This window comes from uncultured Shimia sp. (assembly GCF_913054185.1).
Classification (GTDB): domain Bacteria; phylum Pseudomonadota; class Alphaproteobacteria; order Rhodobacterales; family Rhodobacteraceae; genus Shimia.
On the sequence record NZ_CAJXIV010000007.1, the window covers coordinates 16,554 to 38,525 of the forward strand.

A 21,972-nucleotide genomic window follows, 5' to 3' on the forward strand; every position below is an offset into this window, starting at 1 on the left:
TCTATACTCCCGCACGCTTAGTGCGACTGATCCGTGGATTTGAATTTTTTGTCGCGCTCAATCATCAGCTGCGACAGGAAGGTGCCGAGGCCGACGATGATGACAGCAACCACACCAAGGGCTGCGCCAGCACCACGTCCAGACGGCGTTTGCATGAAGAGGTAGATGCCATAGGCCAGCGGCGCGTCACTTTCTGAGCTCACCAGCATGATGGTGGCTGAGAGTTCCACAGCCGCAGTGGCAAAGGAGGTCACAAACCCCGCCAGAATGCCGCCTGACATCAGCGGGATCACAATTCGGCGAATGGTGGACCCTTTGGTTGCGCCAAGGCTTTCCGCAGCTTCTTCCAGCGCCTGTGACACCTGTTGCAAGGCGGCGGTACAGGCCCGCAGTGCGTAAGGCAGGCGGCGGATCATCAAGGCCAGTGCAATGATCACCCACCAGCTGGCCATCGGTTTGTCGGTGAACGGGATGTCGATGGAGTGGAACACGCGCAGGTAACCAATACCCAGAACCACACCCGGCACAGCCAAAGCGGCGGTCGCGAGGTAGTCCAGAGACTTACGGCCCCAGATGCCGGTCCGGATCACGATATAAGCAATGGCTGTGCCAATGATCACGTCGAGGACGGCCGCGATGCCGGCATAGATCACCGTGTTGGTGATGAACTGCTTCGAGTTCTCCCACATCACGACGTAGTTCTGCAGCGTGAATCCGTCTGGCAGCGGTGCAAAACTCCAGATGGTGGCAAAGCTGAGCAGGGTCAGACCGATGTGTGGGCTGAGCACCAAAATGAGGATAAACGCCACAACCGCATAGGCGGCAATCTTCTCCCCGGTGCGCAGGTCACGTCGAGACAGACCGCCGCCACCTTTTTGCACCGTGGAATAGTCTTTGCCGCGCATCACAAGGAAGGACGCCCAGAGCGAGAAGATCGAGAAGGCCACAAGGATAAAGCTGATCACATAGCCCATAGGGTCGCTGATCCCAATCGAGCTGATCCGCAGGAAAGCCTGTGGCGCAAGCATGTTGTTCACGTTGAGCAGCAGCGGTGTTCCGAGATCGTCAAACACTTTGATGAACACCAGCGCGGCACCCGCCACATAACCCGGCATGGCCAGCGGGAACACAATCCGGCGGAACAGGCGCATGCCTTGGGAGCCAAGGTTTTGTGCGGCTTCTTCCATAGAGCGGTCGATGTTGCGCAGGCTGGTCGACAGGTTGATCAGGATAAACGGGAAGTAGTGGATCGACTGAACAAGGATCACCCCGTTGAGCCCTTCCATGAAGGGGATGTTGACGCCAAACTTCTCTTCTATGAGCAGGTTGAGCGTACCGTTGCGGCCAAAAATCAACTGCATCGCCACGGCGCCCACAAAGGGCGGCATGATCAATGGGATGAAACCCAAACTTTGGATCACCACGGATCCGGCAAAGTTGAAGCGGGTGGTGATATAGGCCAGCGGCAGCGCAATGACAGTGGCAAACACCACAGACATGGCGGAGACGTAAAACGAGTTCCAGAAGCTTTCGCGGAACAGCGAGGTGCGGAAGAAATCCACAAAGTTTTGCAGCGTCAGTGCGCCGGTGTTGGGATCGAGAAAGGCGACGTAGATCACCTGAAAGACGGGGATGATCAGCAGACCGATCAAAAGGATGGCAATGATCAGCGCGGCGGCATGAAGGCCGGTGACGCGCGGAAAGATCGACGCCGGGAGACGGTCAAGCAGAGACGGACCGCCGGTGTTGTGCGGCGAGGCATTCGACATGGGAAAGTACCCGAGAATTTAGAGGAAGGGTGGCTTTGGTGCCGGGGAGTGACCTGCACCAAAGCGGGGGGGCGAGGCGGCACAAGCCGCCTCGGGAGGTGCCGTTACAGAGCGGCGGCTTGGTCAGCCAGCTCTTTGGCTTTGCGGTAATTTTCAACCACCATAGCGTCCCAACGCTGTTCAACTTCGGCCTGACGCTCGCCAACCGTATCGGAGGCTTTCTTGCGCTTCTTGGTGAAGATGCCAGCGAACTCTGCGTCCATTGATTTGGCTTCGTCAATTGGGTTGGCGTCGATCAGGGCACGGGCCTCTGCGATCAGCGCCTTGGCTTCAGCGTTGTCCCCACCGGCATGTTTGGCTTCTGCCGCTTGTACAGCGCCCACGGCGGCGCGCAGATCATCCAAGCGGTAGGTGATCATCACGTCAAACATCGAATTCACGAGGTTGTAACGCGCACCGGATTTGGCCACGTCGAACTTTACTGCTGCGCCAATAGAGCCATCTTCAAACGGGTTTGGGAAGCCTTCTGGCGCATTTGTGTAAGTCGCTGGGTTGATGGGCAACCGCATGATCGCTGGGTCCAGAAGCACTTCCTGACCAGCTGGCGTCAGCAGGTATTCCACAAAAGTTTTGGCAGCCGCTTCATTTGGGGCATTTTTCACCACAGCGATGTTGGCTGGTACCAAGGCAGTGACCTCAGGATACGCGAAGTCGACAGGGAAACCGGAGGCTTTGGAGCTAAAACCAAAGAAGTCGATCACAATACCAAGGCCAAAGTTGCCGGTGTTCACGCCGTCTGGCACGCCAAAGGAGCGCTCGGTCACGGTGGAGAAGTTGCCGCCGATCCATTTCCATTCCGCCCAGCCTTTGTCCCAGCCTTCACCCTGCAAAACCGTTTCAACGGTCAGGTGCGTGGTGCCGGAGCGCGACGGCGCAGACATGCCAACGTGGCCATGGTATACGGCGTCTTTCAATTCCGCCCAGTTTTTGGCCGGCTCAAGCTTCTTTGCTTTCAAATAGCGCTCGTTCCACATGATGCCGTAACCCGCAGCGGCAAAACCAAAGTATTTGCCATCCGGGTCGTTCATCGGGTAAGCGCCGATTTTTTCAGGAATGCCGTCTGAGCTGATCTCAACCGAGGCCAATAGGTCGTCGCCCTTGAGCACCTCAAATGCATCTGGAGCCGAAGCCCAGAAGATGTCCGCCGTGTTGGCGTCCGAAATCTCTTGAATGTATTTTACACCAGCGGACGTTTTTTTGTTCAGGATCTCCAGGTCGATGCCGGGATTGGCCGCTTCAAAAGCTGCCTCAATCGGGCCGGTCATCGAGTTGGGGAATGAGGTGACCACAACCACTGTGTCGGCCGCCAAAGCTGCGGATGCAGAGCTCAGGGCCAGAGCGGCCACAGATGCGCGAAAAGTTTGTTTCATATTTTCCTCCCATTGATGGGCAACACAAGTATAGCCCATCGATGGCCAAACCCTAACGATCCAATAATAACAGGCTCAATCGGTGATTTTGAAACGGGTTTGATTGAGAATTTGGGTCAGTTTTGACACGCTCATTTGTGTCACATTTGACCGATCACTCTTCGATGCCGCAGTGCTTCAGGCGCAGATACAATCGCTTGCGGGGGATGCCGAGCAGATCGGCCGCTGCCGCCTTGCGCCCACCACTCTGAATCAACGCGCTGCTCAGCAGTTCCCGTTCGTGGCGCAGCATTGCATCGTCATAGGTCTCGGTGATTTGCGCTGTCACCCGTTCGTCCAATCGTATGGTCAGTCCAACCACCAGTTTCTCCGCCACATTGCGCAGTTCCCGCACATTGCCCGGCCAGGTGTATTTTCCCAGCGCGTCCAGATCCGGGACCGGCAACGCTTTCTGCGATTTGCCATGGCGGGCGGCAGCACGCTGGATAAAATGATCCAACAGGACAAACACATCACGCCCCCGTTCTTTAAGCGGCGGCAACTCAATCTGTGCCACATTGATCCGATACAGCAGGTCGCTGCGCAGCATGCCCTCAGCTAGCAGCTCTTCTGGCTTTTGACTGACCGAGGCCACCACACGTGGCGCATCAACACTGTCAAAAATGCGCAAAATCTGCGCCTGCAATTGATCGGAGAGGGCTTCAATGTCTTGCAGATGCAATGTGCCCCCGAATGCGCGGGCCACTGCGCCGCCTTCGTCAAACAGCGTGCGTTCGATTGTGTCCGGTGATACGGCGGAGCAGTTGAAAACAACAAATTTTCCAGCCGCGTTTGGGGACAGGTCATGAATCGCCCGCGCGGCGGCGGTTTTACCGGTGCCGTCTTGCCCCCAAATCAAGACGTCTACCTGTAATGGGGCCACGGCCTGAATGTCGCGCCGCACAAACCGCATGGCGCTAGACCGGCCAACCAGCCGTTCTTCCAAAGGCAGCGTGGCCCGGGCTTTGTGTTGGAGATTGGTCAATTCGACCTGCAGGCTGCGCATTTTAAGCGCCCGCAGAACCACCTGATGCAAATGATCCGGATGGACCGGTTTCTCCAGAAACTCAAAGGCGCCATTGCGCATGGCTTGAACCGCGACCGGGACATCTCCGTGCCCCGTGAATAAAATCACTGGCACGTCTGGGGCCAGTCGCTTGACCTCTTGCTGAAAGGCCAGGCCATCCATACCAGGCATGCGAATATCACTGAGGACAACGCCTCGCCATTCCGGATCAAGCGCTTCAAGCGCGTCGGCCGCACGCGCAAACCCACGAGCCGATATCTTGTGTTTGTGAAATGTGTCTAACACAGCTTCGCGCAGGTCATCGTCGTCATCCACAAGGAATATCTGCGCCTGCATTTTGTTAATCCCCTCCGCGTAAAACAAGCGTTGCTGTGGCCCCGGGAGCATCCTCATTTGGGGTCAGCCGCAGATCGCCGTTTAAGTCTTTCATGATGTTGTAGGAGATCGAAAGGCCAAGTCCCAGACCCTTTCCTACCTCTTTGGATGTCACAAAAGGGTCCAACGCGTCTGAAGCTGGAATGAGGTCAAAACCAGCGCCGTTGTCGCGCACGAAGAGTTGGACGGAGCCACCCACTCGTTTGGCCGAGATGTTGATCTGTCCCGGACGGTCGGCCTGCTGGATGGCGTCCAGCGCATTGGACAGGATGTTGACCAGCACTTGCTCGATCAGAATCTTGTCTCCAATCACGCTCGTGTCGGCCAATGTGCTTTGAATGTGCACTTGGACATCCTCTTGCGCCACCCGCGCTTTTAAAAGCGCTAGCGAGTCCGCCACCACTTCGTCCAGAGGCAAGCGGTCTTCACTGAATTCGGAGCGCCGCGCAAAGTTGCGCAGATATGAAATTGTCCGAGTCATACGGTCTATCAACCCATCCAGACGCGACATTTGACGTTTGACCATCTCGCCATCACCCTCAGCCACATAGTCTTCCAGCAGGCTTAACCGATGTTGCATTGCCGCCAACGGTTGGTTCAACTCATGCGCAATACCTGCCGACATTTGCCCGAGCGCGGCCATTTTGCCGGCTTGGATCAATTCCATTTGTGTTTGCTTAAGTGTCTCCACCGCGCGGCGGCGTTCCTGAACTTCGCTCTCAAGGGACGCCAGCGCAGCGTCGCGTGTTTCAATGGAGCGTTCAAATTCGGATATGGCCACCGAGAGTTGCACAATCTCGTCGTCTTCTTTGTTTGGTGGCAATTTTAAATTCTGACCCTGCGCAATGTCGCTGAGTTTTTTGGTCATTTGCCGCAGCGGGCGCACAATGCCGCTGCGCACATAGCCAAACAAAACGCCCACCCCAACAAAAGCGGCCAATATGGTCAAACCAACCAGCCAACGGATCGCCACCGCAGACGCCCGGCGCGCACGATCTGTGTCATCCAGAATGCGCGCCCGCTGTTCTGCGCCTGCGGCAGACAGGGTTGATTGCAGTTTGCTAAGGTCGGCTTGCAACGAGGTCAGGCTGGTCAGGACTTGTGCCTGCCCCTCAAGCCAGCCACGGCGCAGGCTGAAAATGCCTGCCTTGCTGGTGGCCACCGGAACCAACGCGTCCACCGATTGGCGCAAAGTGGCGAGTTCCGGTTTGTGGGGTAATTGTTGTTGCAACAGCGACATGCGCACCAGCGCATCATCTGTCAAACCACGCAGTTGCTGCAGCCGTGGCAGGCTTTCGGCAACCGCGGCCTGAAACACCAGTGTCGCGGCATTGGCTGTGCCATCCCCCAGTCGCCGGACTGTGTCCCTCTGGCGGGCCTCTTCTTCGATCAAAGTCGCCTGACGTGCTCGGAAACTGGCATCCGCGCTGTTGACGATGCTGCTCATCGCCAGCGAGATGTTGAAGGAAAAGTCACTCAGAAGTGGATCCACTTCGTCCTGAACATCGGCATTGAGCCACCGCAGCGCGTTCAACTGCGTACCCATTTGGTGCTCTGCCCGCGAAATCGCCGTTTGCAGCGCCTGAATATGGCTCAACTCGTCTGTGACATGGGTGACAACCTCGGCAGCGTCATTGGTTTCGCTGGTTTTGGTGATGGCATCGAGGCTGCTTATCAGCGCACTTTTGATGTCCAGGAATTCGTCACTGGTGCTCGCATCTGTGCTTTGCCCCACAATCTGCGTGGCCATGGTGGACAGTTGAGCGGAGTGTTCGGCCAAAGCGCTCACTGCCGCCAATGCGGGGATTTGTTCCGACGCGATGGCGGCATAGTCGCGCTGGGCTTTCAGGAAGAACACAATTGAGACTGCCAGCACCAGCCACACGATCAGGATGATTCCTGAAATGCTGAGCAACAATCGGTTCCAGACTGACGCGCGGGGGCGTTTGGGGAAAACAGCCCGCATCAGTCGCGCACCACGTCTCGTGCCGCACGCCGCTCCAATACCCGTAACAACACGTCTGCCTCATGCAAAATGTCGCGTGACGCCCCGCGCCAAACTTGCAAGCTGGCTTCTTGGCGGTCTGACAAAGTGGCAAAAGCATTGCCATTGGTGGCCCGCCCTTCGTTGCCAACATCGTCCTCGCCAATCGGCAGGGAAGTCAAAAGACGTTGAATGTCATTCATCTCCACAGTCGGGGCATCGTGTTGCGCTTCCAAAACACGCAGCCTGCGCCAAGCCTCACGGCGCGTCTCAAACACTTCAAACACAAAGGCATCAAACAGCGCGTTCACGGCCCAGTACCTTTCACTGGCCAAAGCCGCATCATATTCCAACCAATTCAACGTCAACGCATCTTCCAGGACTTGGTGATACGGGGCGGTGGCTTCCGCCCGGATACTGGCGGAATGTGGCGTGCGCGCAATGTCTGGTGTCATCAACAACCTTTGGCCCGCATCAGAAACCACAAAATCAACAAACTGGCGGGCAGCTGCCGGTGCGTTCCCACCCGTCAGAATACCTATCCGCGCTGAGGTGACCATAACCGGTGTGCCATAAACAAATGTCAGATCTTCCTCCGCCCGTGCATGGGCCAGAAAATCGATCGTTAAACCAATCTCAAATCGCCCATTGGCCACCCCATCCAACACGGTGAAGCTGCGCGCAGTGATGGTGCTCAGGTTGCCCGCCAGCTCCAGCAGGTAGGCCCAGCCCTCCTGCCAGCCGCGCACCTGCAACGTGCGTTCCAACATCATATGGGTCGAGCCGGAGCGTGATGGACGCGCCATGGCAATGGTCCCGGTTTTGTCCGCCGCCAAAAGAGCTTCCCAGTCTGCGGTTTTCGAAACAGGGCTTGCACGTTTTTGGGTCCAGCCCAAAGCGGAGTAAGCAAAGGAATTCACCGCCGGTGCACCGGAAGTTTCTGACACCGCCAGATGTCCATTTTGGTGCAACAGCTCAAACGCTTCCGGAGAGGAGGACCAAAATACATCAAACTGCCGCTCATTGCCGCGCAGCAACTCATCCACGGAGGCATTGGTGTTTTTGTTGAGCATGGCAACTTCGATATCCGGAAAAAGTTCGCCAAACGCTGTCACAAACGGTTGATAAAAACTGGGGGGCATAGACGTCAGCACACGCAGTTGGTCCGCCTGTAGCGGCGCACCAATCACCCCAATGCAAAGCGCGGCAAGTGTCAGTGATTTTGTCAGCCATTTTCCTGCTGTCCACATTGGATATGTCACTGCGCGCCTCCCCAAGCCCACGCGGTCCTTCCTCTTGGCAGTGGGGCAGGTCGCGTGATTTGGCAGCATAGCGTGCACTTGCAGGCTGGCAACCGATGACGTGAGATATGCAATTTGCGGGAAAACGCGCAAAATTCACCAAGTTTGCATGTGTCCTTTCTCGGATGTACGTTGGGAAAACGCGGGCAAATTGCTGATATGAATTGGGGTAAGGTATGGAAAAACGACGGATTGTATCATCACGGCACTTGGCGGAAGGCGAAGGCTGGGAGGCCTCTGAAGTCGAATACGGCATGATCATTGCCTACAACGCGTTCTCGCGTTGGATGACACGCTGCATGGCGGCGGCAGGCAACGCTGATATGACGCCTTTGGAAATTTTGGTGTTGCACAATCTCAATCACAGAGATCGGGATAAGCGGCTGACAGACATCGGTTTTTTGCTCAACATAGAAGACAGTCACACGGTGAATTACGCCCTCAAAAAACTGTTGAAAATGGGCCTGATCGAGTCTGAAAAGCGTGGGAAAGAAGTGTTCTATCGTCCCTCGGAAGCCGGCATCGCGCTTTGCGAAGACTATCGCACTGTACGGGATCGTTGCTTTGTTGAAGGGCTCTCGCGCCTGGATATGACTGGAGACGACATGCGTGACATCGCCTCCAGTCTGCGTTTGCTATCTGGCCAATATGATCAGGCCAGCCGGGCCGCCGCCTCGCTTTAGCGGCTCATCAGTTCGGGCAAGTAGGTCACGATCTGCGGGAACACCGCGATCAGAGCCACACCCAGAAGCAGCAACAGGAAGAAAGGGAAGGCCGCTTTGGCCACCTCTAAAATGTTGATGCCGGTCATGCCTTGGATGACAAACAGGTTGAATCCTACCGGTGGGGTGATCTGGCTCATTTCAACCACAACCACGAGGTAGATGCCAAACCACAGCGGATCGATACCCACGGCGGCGATCATTGGCATGATGATCGACGTGGTCAGCACAACCACCGAAATGCCGTCTAGGAAGCAGCCCAGAATGATAAAGAAGATGGTGAGCGCAAACAGCAGCATCGGTGCCGACAGGTTCATGTCCGCAATCCATGTCGCGAGGTTGCGCGGCAGGCCGGTGAAGCCCATCGCGACCGACAGGTAGGCCGCGCCCAATAGGATGAAGGCAATCATGCAGGATGTGCGGGTGGCGGACAGCAAGGCGTCCATAAAGAGCTTCCAGCTGAATCCGCCCGACAGCCAGGCCAGCAAAGTTGCCAGCACCACGCCAAGTGCGGCTGCGTCCGTGGGTGAGGCCAATCCGGTGTAGATCGAGCCAATCACGCCAATGATCAGCAGGGCCACTGGGATCAGGTTGCGTGAGGCTTTGATACGCTCCACAAAGCTGAATTGGCGCGCTTCTTCTGGGATTAGCTCCGGGTTCATCCAAGCGCGTACAGCCACGTAGCCCGCAAACAGAGTAATTAGCATGACCCCGGGCAAGACGCCTGCGATGAACAGGCGGGCGATGGATTGTTCGGTGGCCACGCCATAGACAATCAAGATGATCGACGGCGGGATCAACAGGCCCAGCGTGGCAGAGCCTGCCAGTGTGCCAAGGATCAGGCTTTGCGGGTAGCCGCGTTCCGTCAGCTCCGGCACTGACATCCGGCCAATTGTGGCGGCGGTGGCGGCCGAAGAGCCCGAGACGGCGGCAAAGATCGCGCAGCCAAAAACATTCACATGCAAAAGCCGTCCCGGCGCGCGGCCCAGCCATGGTGCAAGGCCAGAGAACATGTCGTTGCTCAATCGTGAGCGTAAGAGGATTTCCCCCATCAGGATAAACAGGGGCAGGGCGGTCAGCGCCCAGCTGTGGGAATGCCCCCAGAGCGTGGTGGCCAGCACCAGTCCAGCTGGCGCGTTGGAGAACGCCAACAGCGCCACAAGCGCCACAACACCCAGTGAAATGGCGACCCAAAGGCCAGCCGCCAGGCAGAGGAGAAGCAGTCCAAGCAGGACCAATGCAATGAGCGGATCAGCCATGTTTTAGACCTCGTCTGGTGTGTTGAGCACGGAAGATCCCGTGGTGATCAGGTCAAAAAGTGTGTGCAGAAGTGCGACAAGCAGCAGTCCCATGCCAAAGGTCATGGCCAACTGTGGTATCCAAAGCGGCACAGGAATGATGCCGTTGGACACATCGCCGTAGTGCAAGCTTTCCCATACCAGCGCACCGCAGAAATAGAGGGCAAATGCAACAAAAGCGCTCGCAATCAGCAAGGTGACACCTTCGGCCAAAATAACCAAGCGTGGGGACAGATGTTGCATCACCAAATTGACGCGGATGTGCCCACCAGACCGTAACGTGTAGGCCATGGCGAGGAACGTCGCACCTGCCAACATGAAGCCCGCAAAATCAGCGTAAGATGGGATCGTCGAGGGCAACATGCCGGGCATCAAACGGCCCATGCCGTTGAGCACAATTTGCGTGCTGATTAGCAGGCAGATCGCCAAGATCAGAAAAGCACTGAACATCCCCGCGGCCTTATAGGTTGCGTTTAGAAAACGGCGCATGACAAACCTCTCCCCATCGGTTTGGTGGTACAAAAAAGACCGGCGGCACGGGGTGTCGCCGGTCTTTCATACGTGGTGCTTATTGCTGGTAAGTTGTCAGGATAGACAGAGCTGCGTCAGACGCATTGCCTTTCCAGTTGTCCAGCATTTTGGTGCCGATGCCCTGCAGGCCTTCGACCAGAGCTGCGCTTGGCGCGTAAACAGTGATGCCGTTGGCTGCCAGCTCTGCGGTTTTTGCCTCAGCTTCCGCTGCAGACATCTCCCAACCGCGGGTTTCAGCAGTGGCTGCTGCTTCCAGAACGGCCGCTTTGGTGTCATCGCTCAGCTTGTCAAACACACGCTGGTTCACAACAACGATGTTCTTTGGCACCCAGGCATTGATAGGGCTGTAGTGGGTGACAAAGTCCCACGCAGTGGAGTTTACACCGGTGGATGGCGAGGTGATCATCGCCTGTACCTGACCAGTGGAGAACGCTTGCGGGATGTTGGAGGCTTCCACCTGTACCGGCGCAGCACCTGCCAGCGTGGCAAACTCTTCCAATGCGGCGTTATACGCACGGAAGCGCAGGCCGTTCAGGTCGTCCACAGTGGCAATTTCGCCATTGGTGTAGAGACCTTGAGCAGGCCATGGCACGGAGAACAACGGCACCAGACCCTGTTCCGCCAAAAGCTCAGTCACAACCGGCTTTTGCGCGTCCCACAGCTTTTTGGCTTCGTCATAAGAGGTCGCAACCAGCGGCTGGCTGTCGATGCCATAGGCCAGATCTTCGTTGGACAGGCGGGACAGGAAGAATTCACCAGCTGGCACCTGACGTGAGCGCACAGCGTTTTTGATCTCCGCGTGTGGGATCAGCGAACCTGCGGTGTGCAGAGTGATGTCGAGATCGCCATTGGTGGCCTCACGTACATCATCGGCAAACTGCGCGATGTTCTGAGTGTGGAAAGTGCTGTCGCCATACGGCGTTGGCATGTCCCATGCGTCTGCATAGGCTGGGGCGGCGCAGGCCAGCGCCGCCGAAAAGGCGATTACATGTTTCATAGGTTGCTCCCTGTTCGTTTTTACGATTCTTACAATTACATTACGTTGACAAATTGTCAGCGTTATAAACATAAAGCAACTATAAAGTTGATTCGAGGAGAACGGCATGTCGACGCAACCAGCAGAGAAGTGGCAGTTTTGGGTCGATCGTGGCGGCACGTTCACAGACATTGTGGCCAAGGCTCCGGACGGTGCACTGCATAGCCATAAGCTCTTGTCCGAAAACCCAGAAATCTATCGGGACGCGGCAGTGCAGGGCATACGCACCCTGTTAAATCTGGATGCTGACACGGCGATTCCAGAGGGCAAAATTGCGGCCGTAAAAATGGGCACTACAGTGGCCACCAACGCGCTTTTGGAACGCAAAGGCGAGCCGGTGCTGCTGCTGATCACCAAAGGTCTGCGCGATTTGCTGCGGATTGGGTATCAGAATCGCCCGAAACTTTTTGACCTCGACATCCAACTGCCGGAACTCCTCTATGATGAGGTCATCGAAATTGACGAGCGTCTGGATGCAGATGGCAATATCATCACCGAACTGGACGAGGATGCCGCCCGCGCTGCGCTGAGTGAGGCTCACGCAAAAGGCTTCCGCTCCGTCGCCATCGCCCTCATGCACGCCTATCGCTTCCCGGATCACGAACAGCGCCTGGGCAAACTGGCCGAGGACATCGGTTTCTCGCAAATTTCTCTCAGCCATGAGGCCAGCCCGCTGATCAAATTGGTAGGCCGAGGCGACACCGCTGTGGTCGACGCGTATCTCTCCCCAATCTTGCGCCGCTATGTGGATCAGGTAGCTGATGCTCTGGGCGCGGACCAAGGCGGCTGTGACCGGCTGATGTTCATGCAGTCCAACGGTGGTCTCACTGACGCAAGCCTGTTCCAGGGCCGCGATGCTATCTTGTCTGGCCCGGCAGGTGGCGTGGTCGGCATGGTGCGCTCTGCAGCGGAGCTGGGTTTTGAAAAACTCATCGGCTTTGACATGGGCGGCACCTCCACCGACGTCTGCCACTACGCAGGCGAATATGAGCGCTCTTTTGAAACCGAGGTTGCAGGTGTGCGCATGCGCGCGCCCATGATGTCGATCCACACTGTGGCCGCGGGCGGCGGCTCGATCCTGTCCTATCGTGACGGCCGTATGCAGGTGGGCCCTGAAAGCGCCGGTGCCAATCCCGGCCCCTGCGCCTACCGTCGCGGTGGCCCGCTCACCGTCACCGATTGCAACGTCCTACTGGGCAAGCTGCATCCGGACCACTTCCCTCATGTCTTTGGCCCAAATGGCGATCTGCCGCTGGATGCCGACGCCGTACGCACCAAATTCGAAGCGCTGAAAACCGAGATTGGCACCGATAAAACGGTGGAAGATCTGGCCGAAGGTTTCCTGCGCATTGCCGTGGAGAACATGGCCAATGCGATCAAGAAGATCTCGGTACAGCGTGGCTATGATGTGACCCGCTACACCATGAACTGCTTTGGCGGCGCGGGTGGGCAGCACGCCTGTCTGGTTGCCGACGCGCTGGGCATGGAAAGCATCTTTATCCACCCGTTTGCCGGTGTGCTCTCTGCCTTTGGCATGGGGTTGGCCGATATTCGCGCCATGCGTGAAGCCCAACTTGGCTGCGCATTGGAAGACATTGGCGCTGCAAAGCAACTGGCCGAGATCGCCGCCGCCGCCCGTGCGGAAGTTGCCAGCCAAGGTGTGGCCGAGGCGGACATCATCGTGGAGCAACGCGCCCATATTCGTCCAAAAGGCGCCCAACAAAGCCTGCCGGTCGATTTTGGCAACGCCGACAAAATGCGCGCGGACTTTGTCACTGCCCACAAACAACGCTTTGGCTTTGCCCCTGACACCGACGATCTGATTATCGATGTGTTGGAAGCGGAGGCCGTGGGTCAAACTGGCGAACCGGTCACGATGCCCAACCCCACTGGTGGCACGCGCACCGACGCAACTGTGCCGTTCCACCTCAACGGTGGTTGGCAGGACATTCCTCTGGTTGATCGTACTGCCCTGGCCATTGGTGACAGTGTCACCGGTCCAGCAATCCTGACCGAACCCACTGGCACCAACATGATCGAAGACGGGTGGCAGGCCACCTGCGCGGCGGGCGGCAACCTCGTCCTCAAACGCATTGTGCCGCTGGCCCGCAAAGAGGCGATTGGCACTTCGGTGGATCCGGTCATGTTGGAGGTGTTCAACAACCTCTTTATGTCGATTGCCGAACAGATGGGCGCAACGCTGGCCAACACCGCCTATTCGGTGAACATCAAAGAGCGGTATGATTTCTCCTGCGCGATGTTTGACCAAAGTGGCGATCTGGTGGCCAACGCGCCGCACGTGCCGGTGCACCTCGGATCCATGTCTGAAAGCGTGCGCACTGTGCTGCGCACCAACGCCGGAAAAATCCGCCCCGGCGACGTCTTCATGATGAACAACCCGTTTAATGGCGGCACCCACCTGCCGGACGTGACGGTGATCACACCGGTGTTTGACGCTGCGGGCGAGAACATCCTCTACACAGTGGCGTCTCGTGGTCACCACGCCGATATTGGCGGCAAAACCCCGGGCTCGGCCCCACCGGACAGCCGCACTATCGACGAAGAAGGCATCGTGATCGACAACTTCCTGTTGGTGGATCGCGGCACCCTGCGTGAAGAGGCTGCGCGCGCGTTGCTGGCGTCTGGTCCTTTCCCGTGTCGCAACGTGGATCAGAACATGGCAGATCTCGCGGCACAGGTCGCGGCCAATGAAACTGGCGCAACCGAGCTGCGAAAAATCACCTCGCAATTTGGCCATGGCACCGTGCAGGCCTATATGGGCCACGTGCAGGACAACGCAGAAGAAAGCGTGCGTCGCGTGCTCGACGTGCTGCATGATTGCAGTTTCTCTTATCCACTGGATGACGGCGCAAAAATCGAGGTGGCAATTTCTGTCGACAAAGCATCCCGCAGCGCCACCATCGATTTTACTGGCACGTCAGACCAAAGCCCGCTGAACTACAACGCCCCGATGGCAATCTGCCGCGCGGTGGTGCTCTATGTTTTCCGCACCATGGTCGGCAGCGACATTCCGATGAACGAAGGCTGTCTGAAGCCTCTGAGCCTGATTGTGCCCGAAGGTAGCATGATCAACCCGCGTTACCCTGCGGCGGTGATCTCTGGCAACACTGAAGTCAGTCAGGCAATCTGTGACACGCTTTACGGTGCGCTGGGCGTGATTGCGGGTAGCCAGGGCACAATGAACAACTTTGTTTATGGCAACGATACGCATCAGAACTACGAAACCATCTGCGGCGGCACAGGGGCAGGGGACGGCTTTGACGGCACCAGCGCGGTGCACAGCCATATGACCAACACCCGCATGACCGACCCTGAAGTTCTGGAAACCCGCTTCCCGGTGCGCGTGGACGAGTTCTCGATCCGCGATGGCTCAGGCGGGCAGGGACAGACCTCTGGCGGTGATGGCATTGTGCGCCGACTGCGATTTAACGAACCAATGACGGTGACGGTGCTGTCCTCGCACCGCATTGTACCTCCCCATGGCGCGCAAGGTGGTGGTTCTGGTGCGGTGGGTGAAAACAGCGTTGTGCGCGCTGACGGTGCGGTTGCCGAGCTTCAAGGGAACGATCAGGCGTCGCTTGAAGTTGGTGACGTTTTTGTGATGAAAACACCTGGTGGAGGCGGATTTGGCGCGCTTTGAGCGCCAAAATATGCACCTCCGTGATACAGTCGCGATACAGACGTAATACCGACGTCCCAAATCGATCGTTTTGGGACGTCCAGTGAGGGTTCGAATGACACAAAAACCAACCATACTGGTGTCCGGTTACGGCTCTTGGGCTAAAGCCAGAAATAACCCTTCCGCTCAGGTTGCCAAACGCCTTGGGCTGGAAAATTTTGACTGCTGCACATTGATTGCGGTTGAGCTGGATGTTGACACTTTCGCCCTTCAGGATCGCATCAACGACTTACTGGACAGGCATCAGCCCGATGGCTGGATCGGGCTTGGTGTGTCAAGTTCCGCGGTGGTTGAACCGGAGATGATCGGTGTGAACTGGCGTCATTTTGGGGTGCCGGACGTGACGGGTGCAAAGCTCACCACAACGCCGATCATTGACGGTGGGCCAGCGGCCTACAACGCCACATTGCCGTGTGCGGATATGGTGGCAGCAATGAGGTCTCAAGGCATTCCAGCAGCCCTTTCCTTTTCGGCTGGAACACATCTGTGCAACCAGTTGATTTATACCTTGGCGCACACAGCAAGATGCCGTGACATTGATCTCAAAAGTGGATTTGTGCACATCCCGCAAACACCTGAAAATATTGTCGAAAAGGGCGAAGTGTCGCCATCGATGGATCTCCCGGTTTCAACCAGTGCCATTCGTGCCTGTGTCAATGTTTTGGCCGCCAATCTTGTGACCAAATCCTAGGCAATGTGACGTAGTTTCAGTCTGCAAAAAGATAATCTGTCCGCGCAATTTCGCGGGCCTTTTCTTCGGGTACATGTAGAAAATCAACCAGCGCATTCACATGCTCGTCCTCCGTCCCAGACTGCACCATTCGGCTTACATTCTCAAACTCCGCGTCGCGAATACGGTCACTTTCGCTCAAGATGTCCCGCCGAATGGTGGGCAACAAGCGCTCCAGGGTTTCCGGTGACGTTTGTTCGCCCGCCAACCCGATGCGGATAGAGTGCCCGGTCAGATATTCATCCGTAAAATCACACTGAATTTCCAACATCCGCGTGATGGAACGATCCCCAAAGAAGTCCTGCATGAGGTCCATCGCACTTGGGTCCAAACAGACCACCAATTGGTTGGTGTCATAGTAATCAAACAACATCCGCATCAACGCACGCCGGTGCCGCGTCCGTTTGCCCAAGGTCGATTGGATGCCACCCAAATCTGGCAACGGTGTGCTCTCTTCATTGAAGAGGTAAGCGATGGTTGGATGCACAGTCGCTTGGTCAATTTTTTCGAGTAGCCGCTTGGCAACATGCCATTTTTTGCAAACAATTAACATTAGTTCTCGGTCGCGACCGAGTGTACTTTCAGTCTCCCAAAAACGGCTGGCAAACCGTTTTCCCTGCCGTCCTCTTCCGGTCAAAAACTTAAACAGGCTTGGGCCTTCCGCAGAGATTTGGAAATCTACGCCTTTTTCTGCATAGAGTTGGCCAAGTCGTTCTTTGAGGGTTAGGGCGTCAGGGCTAATCTTTCGTGCGAACAGATAGTCTTGGCTGATCAACAGATCGTAATGGTCGTTATAGAAAGTCAGCGGCATCCCGTAGTCGGTAAACATCAGGAAAGTCAGAGTGCGTGTCCGAATTTCATTTGTCGGGACCAAATGCCGCACGATTGTTTGAAAGAACGTCTCATCCGGGATCCAGGTGGTTTTGAAAAATCGCATCACATCGCGGCGGGATTCAGTGAAATGTAAGACCGCTTCAATGGTTTGGCGTCGCAAGCACCACCATTGGCTGCCAATCATAACTTGAATATCGGCAGGGATTTCGCGGGTTAACCCCAGCTTTTTCTGCACGTTGAATGTCGCGTAGAAGCGGCGTTTCTGTGTGCGTTCATTGAACCAGTGGCGATAGATCAGCCGCTCTGACTTCATGCCGGTTTTGATCCAGTCGCTCTCAAAGAAGTCAAAACTTTCAATGAAATCAACGTCATTATCGTCAAGAAACTCATGGATGTATTCCGATGATTTGATGACCATACAGTCGCCGGACAGCATGTAAAAATGCGAGGCGCGCGGGAAGTTTTTAACCGCCGTTTGCACAGCATAGAGTGTCGCTTCCACAAGGCTCCATTCGCCCCAGCCGCATTTGATCCGCTTTTCAGAAAACGCAACGTTTGGGTTGGGGCCGAGCACCTCCTGCAGCATTAAAAAATGCTCAGGTTTTGCGCGCGCGTCAAAATGGATGGAGATGTAGTCCCCTGTGGCTGTAAGCCGCTCTGCCTGCTTGATGATCGCTTCAGGATCTTTGTGGCACAGAAGAATGTAAGCAATTCTCGCCATCTAGCGCTTCGATCCCCACTTTGACGTCTTGTGTTTATCCATTTAAAGATGAAAGCGCGTTGAATAAACAGGCTTTGTTTGGAAATTTTTGACAGGCGCAAAGATCGTGGCCAAAACGGTAACCGCGGCGGTAATGGAGGCAGGAACATGGGATTCCCCGGCACTTGGATGACCGAAAGTGAAAGTGTGGTGTATCGAGTCGTGCCAAAATGCGCATGCTCCACCATCGGACAAATCATGTTTTATTCGGATCATGGCGAATTTTTCGATGGGGATATCCACGATGCCAAAGGTGGCATGCACAAGTGGGCCTTAGAAGAAAGCCATCAGCCAATTACAAACAATGTGCGCGAGCACAGTTCTTATGCGTTCACCTGTGTACGCAATCCCTACACCCGCATTCTATCGTCATTCTTTGACAAGATTTGTGGCATTCAGCGCAATGGAAAGCGGTACCGTGGCAACTTGGTGCCGATGTTGATCCAGAAGTATGGCATCGAAGTGGGTGGCGAAGACGGCAAGCAAGAGTTCGACCAAATTCAAAGCTTTCGCAGGTTTCTGCTGTTTGCTCGTGACACCATCCGTTGGCGCCGCCCTATGGATCCTGACATTCACTGGTCCGCGATGTCCGGGCATGTTTCTACGTTTATCGTGAACGGCGGCACCTACGATAAAATTGTGTGGACCGAACAATTTAATGACGGCATGCAAGGCGTCCTAGATAGCATTGAAACGCCGCACGCTGTTGATTTAACTCATATCCCGCGCTTCAACGAGTCTGAGGGGCATGGTCCAAAACGTGCGCATCCTGTGGAGGACTATTTCGACGACCTCTCGATGCATCTCGTCTACGAAATCTTCAAGCGTGACTTCCAGTTGTTCAAATACGATTTTGAGAATCCCGGCAACAAAATGCCAATTGGTGAAATCGATCTGGACGAAGTACACGCTAAACTTGGCGATTGAGCTGCTGGCTTAGCGGTGAAATGAAGGCCATGGGAGTTTGTGCAAACGCGCGCCGGCAATGCGATATTTGTGTGACGTTTTGCATGGTAGTGGCACCGCTCCTTGCCCATCGGCAACCCTTTCGCTAAAGCCACAGGCGTAGTGAATTCACAAGGACCATAGCTATGGCCAAGCAGAAGAAAGCCCCCCGCCCCAAGGCCGTCGCGCCTAAGGGGTTTCGCGACTATTTTGGTGTAGAGGTGACCGAACGCGCCGAAATGCTGCATCAGATCGCCGGGGTGTATCATCGCTATGGTTTTGAGGCCCTTGAAAGCAGCGCAGTGGAAACCGTTGAAGCGTTAGGTAAGTTCTTGCCTGACGTGGATCGCCCGAATGAGGGCGTGTTTGCATGGCAGGAATACGACGAAAAAGACAACGGCGATTGGATGGCTCTGCGCTATGATCTGACAGCGCCTTTGGCGCGGGTCTATGCTCAGCACCGAAACGATCTGCCAAACCCTTACCGTCGTTATGCGATGGGGCCGGTTTGGCGCAATGAGAAGCCTGGGCCGGGTCGGTACCGCCAGTTTTATCAATGTGATGCGGATACCGTAGGCACAGCGAGCATGGCGGCCGATGCCGAAATCTGTGCGATGCTGTCTGATACACTCGAAACTGTTGGGATTCCGCGCGGAGACTACCTTGTGCGGGTGAACAACCGCAAAGTCATGAACGGCGTGTTGGAAGTCATGGGGCTTGGCGAAGATCAGGCGGCCAAGGACAACGTGCTGCGCACCATCGACAAATTTGACAAAGTTGGCGAGAGCGGTGTGCGCGCACTTCTGGGCAAGGGGCGTTTGGATGCATCTGGTGCCTATATAGATGGTGTTGGTCTAAGCGACGATCAAGTTGAACCAGTGATCGCATTTTTGACCTCCAAGGCGGATGATGTTGCCAAGACCTTTGAGAATCTGCGGGATGCCGTTGGCGCGTCAGCCATCGGCGCCGAAGGTATTGCTGAGTTGGAGCAAATCGGCGATTTGCTGGCTGCTGGTGGATATGGCAATGATCGGATCGAAATAGATCCGTCAATTGTGCGTGGCCTTGGTTACTACACAGGGCCGGTATTTGAAGCCGAATTAACCTTTGAAATCTTCGATGACAAAGGACGCAAACGGCAGTTTGGATCTGTGTCAGGTGGTGGACGCTATGACGATCTGGTGAAGCGTTTCACCGGGCAAGCGGTCCCTGCAACGGGGCTGTCTATTGGTGTGGATCGCCTGCTGGCGGCTCTGCGTGAGAAAGGCCGCATGGGTGCCACGTCCCTAGGCCCAGTTGTAGTGACCGTGATGGATCGCGACCGGATGGCAGATTATCAGGCCATGGTATCGGAGTTGCGCAATGCCGGCATTCGCGCCGAGATGTATCTTGGGAACCCAAAGAACTTTGGCAACCAGCTGAAGTATGCTGACAAACGCAACTCGCCGATTGCCGTGATCGAAGGTGGCGACGAAAAGGCCAGCGGCGTGGTGCAAATCAAAGATCTGATCCTCGGCGCTAAAATTGCGGAAAACGCCACACTTGAAGAGTGGAAAGAACGTCCGAGCCAGTTTGAAGTGCCGCGTGGTGACATGGTTTCGAAAGTGCGTGAAATCCTTGATGGGCAGGCTGGGTGATGGCCGGAAAAGAAAAAATCCGGGCGCGGGCGGCGGCGCTTACTTCTCAGTTTGAGGCTGCCGGAGCTGTTTCAGTGGAAACGTCCATGTTGCTGCCCGCTGAGGCACTTCTTGATCTCTATGGTGAGGATATTCGCGGGCGGGCGTATGTGACCTCTGATGCCCTGCGCGGCGAACAGATGCTGCGCCCTGATTTTACCGTGCCAGTTGTGCAAATGCACATGTCTGATGGGGCTGAACCGGCACGCTATACTTATGCGGGTGAAGTTTTTCGACGTCAGGAAGAAGATCAGTCGCGGCCCAATGAGTATTTTCAGGTTGGTTACGAGGTTTTTGACCGAAACAACCCGGCGGCCAGCGACGCAGAAGTCTTTGCCGTGATGCAAGATGCGCTGAAAGGTGTGGAGCTGCGGGCGGCAACAGGGGACATTGGTATTTTGGCTGCTGCTGTGGCTGGCCTTGAGACCACTGAGCGGCGCAAGCAGGCTTTGGCACGTCACATCTGGCGGCCACGGAAATTCAAGGCATTGCTGGATCGTTACTCCGGGAAATCTGAGGTCCCGCCGAGTCGTGCTGCGCTTTTGGCCGCGGATGACCCGATGTTACATGATTTTCCTGACATTGGCTTGCGCTCTCAAGCCGAGGTGGCCGCGCGAATCGAAGGCCTACGAGCCGAAGCCGTGGCTGAACCGATTTCGGCATTGCAGGTTGAACTAATCGAAGCGCTGCTTGTAGTGCGTGAGACCCTGCCGAATGCGCTGGAGCACATTCGTGATTTGGCTGTTGATATGCCGGCAATCACAGAGGCGACTTTCCGGTTGCGCGATCGCATGCATGCGCTTGAGGCGCGCGGCGTTGATGTCGAAAGTCTCGAATTTGAGGCAAGCTACGGGCGCACGTCGATGGAATACTATGACGGATTTGTCTTTGGTTTTTATGTGCCGGGCCGGGCGGACTTGCCACCAGTGGCCACCGGGGGGCGCTACGACGCGCTGACGCGTGTACTTGGTCAAGGTCGTGAAATTCCAGCAGTGGGTGGCGTTATTCGCCCGGGAATTCTGGTGGAACTGGAGGATGCGGCATGACCATCAAGTTGGGTGTGCCTTCCAAAGGGCGTCTGATGGAAAAAACTTTTGATTGGTTTGGTGCGCGTGGCGTGGGCTTGAGCCGAACTGGGTCGGATCGGGAGTATGCCGGTGCTGTTAAGGGTGTCGACGGGGTTGAACTGGTGCTTCTTTCTGCGGGTGAGATACCGCGTGAGCTGGCCGCAGGGCGGATTCACCTTGGCGTGACCGGCACCGATCTGGTGCGCGAGAAGCTGGGCCAGTGGGAACAACAAGTTCAGGAAAAAGCTGAATTGGGCTTTGGACATGCTGACTTGATCATTGCAGTGCCTGGTTGCTGGGTGGATGTAGATACTCTTGAAGATCTGGATGCCGCATCGGCGGCATTCCGGCGCGAGCATGGCTTCCGGCTTCGAATTGCTACGAAGTATCACCGTCTGGTTCGGGAGTTTCTTCAAGACAACGGGGTCGCGGATTATCAACTCGTGGACAGCCAGGGCGCAACCGAAGGCACCATCAAAAACCTGACGGCAGAGGGTGTGGCGGATATTACCTCTACCGGTGACACATTGCGGGCGAACCATCTTAAAATACTGTCTGATGCATTGGTGTTGAAGTCGCAGGCGACGTTGTTCAAAAGCCGGAAGGCCGAAATGGACGATGAAGAGCGGGCTACAATGAAGAGGCTCCTTTCAATCTTGGGCTTGGGCGATTGACGTCTGCGTAGGCAGGTTTTTGCAGGTTTTAACAATCCGTGCTTGGCCCCGCTGACGGCGATGCTAAGAAGGGT

The 21,972-nt window shown here is 56.0% G+C and carries 16 protein-coding genes; 7 read left to right on the plus strand and 9 right to left on the minus strand.

What is annotated here, in order from left to right:
- Positions 1–17 precede the first annotated feature (17 nt).
- From QZ517_RS02755 to QZ517_RS02775, 5 genes are all read right to left on the minus strand, one after another.
- Positions 18–1,769, minus strand: a complete 1,752-nt coding sequence (locus QZ517_RS02755) for an iron ABC transporter permease (protein WP_294221725.1) — start codon at positions 1,767–1,769, stop codon at positions 18–20.
- A 104-nt stretch (positions 1,770–1,873) separates the two neighbouring features.
- On the minus strand, positions 1,874–3,199 hold the full coding sequence (locus QZ517_RS02760) for an extracellular solute-binding protein (protein ID WP_294221728.1): 1,326 nt from the start codon (positions 3,197–3,199) through the stop codon (positions 1,874–1,876).
- 154 nt (positions 3,200–3,353) lie between these two features.
- Entirely contained in the window at positions 3,354–4,601 is a 1,248-nt protein-coding gene (locus QZ517_RS02765) for a sigma-54 dependent transcriptional regulator (RefSeq protein ID WP_294221731.1), read from the minus strand.
- Between the two features lie 4 nt (positions 4,602–4,605).
- Positions 4,606–6,606 (minus strand): ATP-binding protein, encoded by a 2,001-nt coding sequence (locus tag QZ517_RS02770; RefSeq protein WP_294221733.1) that lies wholly within the window; start codon positions 6,604–6,606, stop codon positions 4,606–4,608.
- Positions 6,606–7,886, minus strand: a complete 1,281-nt coding sequence (locus QZ517_RS02775) for a substrate-binding domain-containing protein (protein ID WP_294221737.1) — start codon at positions 7,884–7,886, stop codon at positions 6,606–6,608. The genes QZ517_RS02770 and QZ517_RS02775 overlap by 1 nt, the downstream gene beginning before the upstream one ends.
- 215 nt (positions 7,887–8,101) lie before the next feature.
- On the opposite strand from QZ517_RS02775, the gene QZ517_RS02780 reads away from it, so the two are divergent.
- Positions 8,102–8,608, plus strand: coding sequence for a winged helix DNA-binding protein (locus QZ517_RS02780; protein WP_294221740.1), 507 nt, complete (start codon positions 8,102–8,104; stop codon positions 8,606–8,608).
- On the opposite strand, the gene QZ517_RS02785 is transcribed toward QZ517_RS02780, so the two are convergent.
- The 3 genes from QZ517_RS02785 to QZ517_RS02795 all read right to left on the minus strand — a co-directional run bounded on the left by QZ517_RS02785 (position 8,605) and on the right by QZ517_RS02795 (position 11,473).
- On the minus strand, positions 8,605–9,906 hold the full coding sequence (locus tag QZ517_RS02785; RefSeq protein WP_294221743.1) for a TRAP transporter large permease subunit: 1,302 nt from the start codon (positions 9,904–9,906) through the stop codon (positions 8,605–8,607). The genes QZ517_RS02780 and QZ517_RS02785 overlap by 4 nt on opposite strands.
- A gap of 3 nt (positions 9,907–9,909) precedes the next feature.
- The gene (locus tag QZ517_RS02790; protein WP_294221745.1) at positions 9,910–10,434 is read right to left on the minus strand and encodes a TRAP transporter small permease; all 525 of its coding nucleotides are present in this window, start codon (positions 10,432–10,434) and stop codon (positions 9,910–9,912) included.
- Positions 10,435–10,513: 79 nt separating this feature from the next.
- Complete coding sequence (locus QZ517_RS02795; protein WP_294221748.1) at positions 10,514–11,473, minus strand: TRAP transporter substrate-binding protein; 960 nt, start codon at positions 11,471–11,473, stop codon at positions 10,514–10,516.
- 106 nt (positions 11,474–11,579) lie between these two features.
- Here QZ517_RS02795 and QZ517_RS02800 point away from each other — a divergent pair, with 106 nt between their 5' ends.
- Positions 11,580–15,173: a hydantoinase B/oxoprolinase family protein gene (locus QZ517_RS02800; RefSeq protein ID WP_294221751.1), complete on the plus strand. Its 3,594-nt coding sequence runs from the start codon at positions 11,580–11,582 to the stop codon at positions 15,171–15,173.
- A gap of 94 nt (positions 15,174–15,267) precedes the next feature.
- Complete coding sequence (locus QZ517_RS02805; RefSeq protein WP_294221753.1) at positions 15,268–15,903, plus strand: hypothetical protein; 636 nt, start codon at positions 15,268–15,270, stop codon at positions 15,901–15,903.
- 16 nt (positions 15,904–15,919) lie between these two features.
- On the opposite strand, the gene QZ517_RS02810 is transcribed toward QZ517_RS02805, so the two are convergent.
- On the minus strand, positions 15,920–17,497 hold the full coding sequence (locus QZ517_RS02810; RefSeq protein ID WP_294221756.1) for a DUF5928 domain-containing protein: 1,578 nt from the start codon (positions 17,495–17,497) through the stop codon (positions 15,920–15,922).
- A gap of 147 nt (positions 17,498–17,644) precedes the next feature.
- Here QZ517_RS02810 and QZ517_RS02815 point away from each other — a divergent pair, with 147 nt between their 5' ends.
- The 4 genes from QZ517_RS02815 (at position 17,645) to hisG (ending at position 21,898) form a co-directional block, all read left to right on the plus strand.
- A complete protein-coding gene (locus QZ517_RS02815; protein ID WP_294221846.1) occupies positions 17,645–18,463 on the plus strand; it encodes a sulfotransferase family protein in 819 nt (272 codons plus the stop codon).
- Between the two features lie 164 nt (positions 18,464–18,627).
- Positions 18,628–20,118, plus strand: coding sequence for a histidine--tRNA ligase (hisS, locus tag QZ517_RS02820; protein WP_294221759.1), 1,491 nt, complete (start codon positions 18,628–18,630; stop codon positions 20,116–20,118).
- On the plus strand, positions 20,118–21,203 hold the full coding sequence (locus QZ517_RS02825) for an ATP phosphoribosyltransferase regulatory subunit (RefSeq protein ID WP_294221762.1): 1,086 nt from the start codon (positions 20,118–20,120) through the stop codon (positions 21,201–21,203). The genes hisS and QZ517_RS02825 overlap by 1 nt, the downstream gene beginning before the upstream one ends.
- Positions 21,200–21,898, plus strand: coding sequence for an ATP phosphoribosyltransferase (hisG, locus tag QZ517_RS02830; RefSeq protein ID WP_294221765.1), 699 nt, complete (start codon positions 21,200–21,202; stop codon positions 21,896–21,898). Before QZ517_RS02825 ends, hisG begins: the two co-directional genes overlap by 4 nt.
- The last annotated feature ends 74 nt before the right edge of the window (positions 21,899–21,972 follow it).

Excerpts from the sequence above, each read along its gene's own strand:
- QZ517_RS02770 (WP_294221733.1), bottom strand. The coding sequence starts at position 6,606 with ATGCGGGCTGTTTTCCCCAAACGCCCCCGCGCGTCAGTCTGGAACCGA.
- QZ517_RS02780 (WP_294221740.1), top strand. The coding sequence starts at position 8,102 with ATGGAAAAACGACGGATTGTATCATCACGGCACTTGGCGGAAGGCGAA.
- QZ517_RS02815 (WP_294221846.1), top strand. The coding sequence starts at position 17,645 with ATGGGATTCCCCGGCACTTGGATGACCGAAAGTGAAAGTGTGGTGTAT.
- QZ517_RS02800 (WP_294221751.1), top strand. The coding sequence starts at position 11,580 with ATGTCGACGCAACCAGCAGAGAAGTGGCAGTTTTGGGTCGATCGTGGC.
- QZ517_RS02825 (WP_294221762.1), top strand. The coding sequence starts at position 20,118 with ATGGCCGGAAAAGAAAAAATCCGGGCGCGGGCGGCGGCGCTTACTTCT.
- QZ517_RS02755 (WP_294221725.1), bottom strand. The coding sequence starts at position 1,769 with ATGTCGAATGCCTCGCCGCACAACACCGGCGGTCCGTCTCTGCTTGAC.
- QZ517_RS02805 (WP_294221753.1), top strand. The coding sequence starts at position 15,268 with ATGACACAAAAACCAACCATACTGGTGTCCGGTTACGGCTCTTGGGCT.
- hisS (WP_294221759.1), top strand. The coding sequence starts at position 18,628 with ATGGCCAAGCAGAAGAAAGCCCCCCGCCCCAAGGCCGTCGCGCCTAAG.
- QZ517_RS02785 (WP_294221743.1), bottom strand. The coding sequence starts at position 9,906 with ATGGCTGATCCGCTCATTGCATTGGTCCTGCTTGGACTGCTTCTCCTC.
- QZ517_RS02795 (WP_294221748.1), bottom strand. The coding sequence starts at position 11,473 with ATGAAACATGTAATCGCCTTTTCGGCGGCGCTGGCCTGCGCCGCCCCA.
- QZ517_RS02810 (WP_294221756.1), bottom strand. The coding sequence starts at position 17,497 with ATGGCGAGAATTGCTTACATTCTTCTGTGCCACAAAGATCCTGAAGCG.
- QZ517_RS02765 (WP_294221731.1), bottom strand. The coding sequence starts at position 4,601 with ATGCAGGCGCAGATATTCCTTGTGGATGACGACGATGACCTGCGCGAA.
- hisG (WP_294221765.1), top strand. The coding sequence starts at position 21,200 with ATGACCATCAAGTTGGGTGTGCCTTCCAAAGGGCGTCTGATGGAAAAA.
- QZ517_RS02790 (WP_294221745.1), bottom strand. The coding sequence starts at position 10,434 with ATGCGCCGTTTTCTAAACGCAACCTATAAGGCCGCGGGGATGTTCAGT.
- QZ517_RS02760 (WP_294221728.1), bottom strand. The coding sequence starts at position 3,199 with ATGAAACAAACTTTTCGCGCATCTGTGGCCGCTCTGGCCCTGAGCTCT.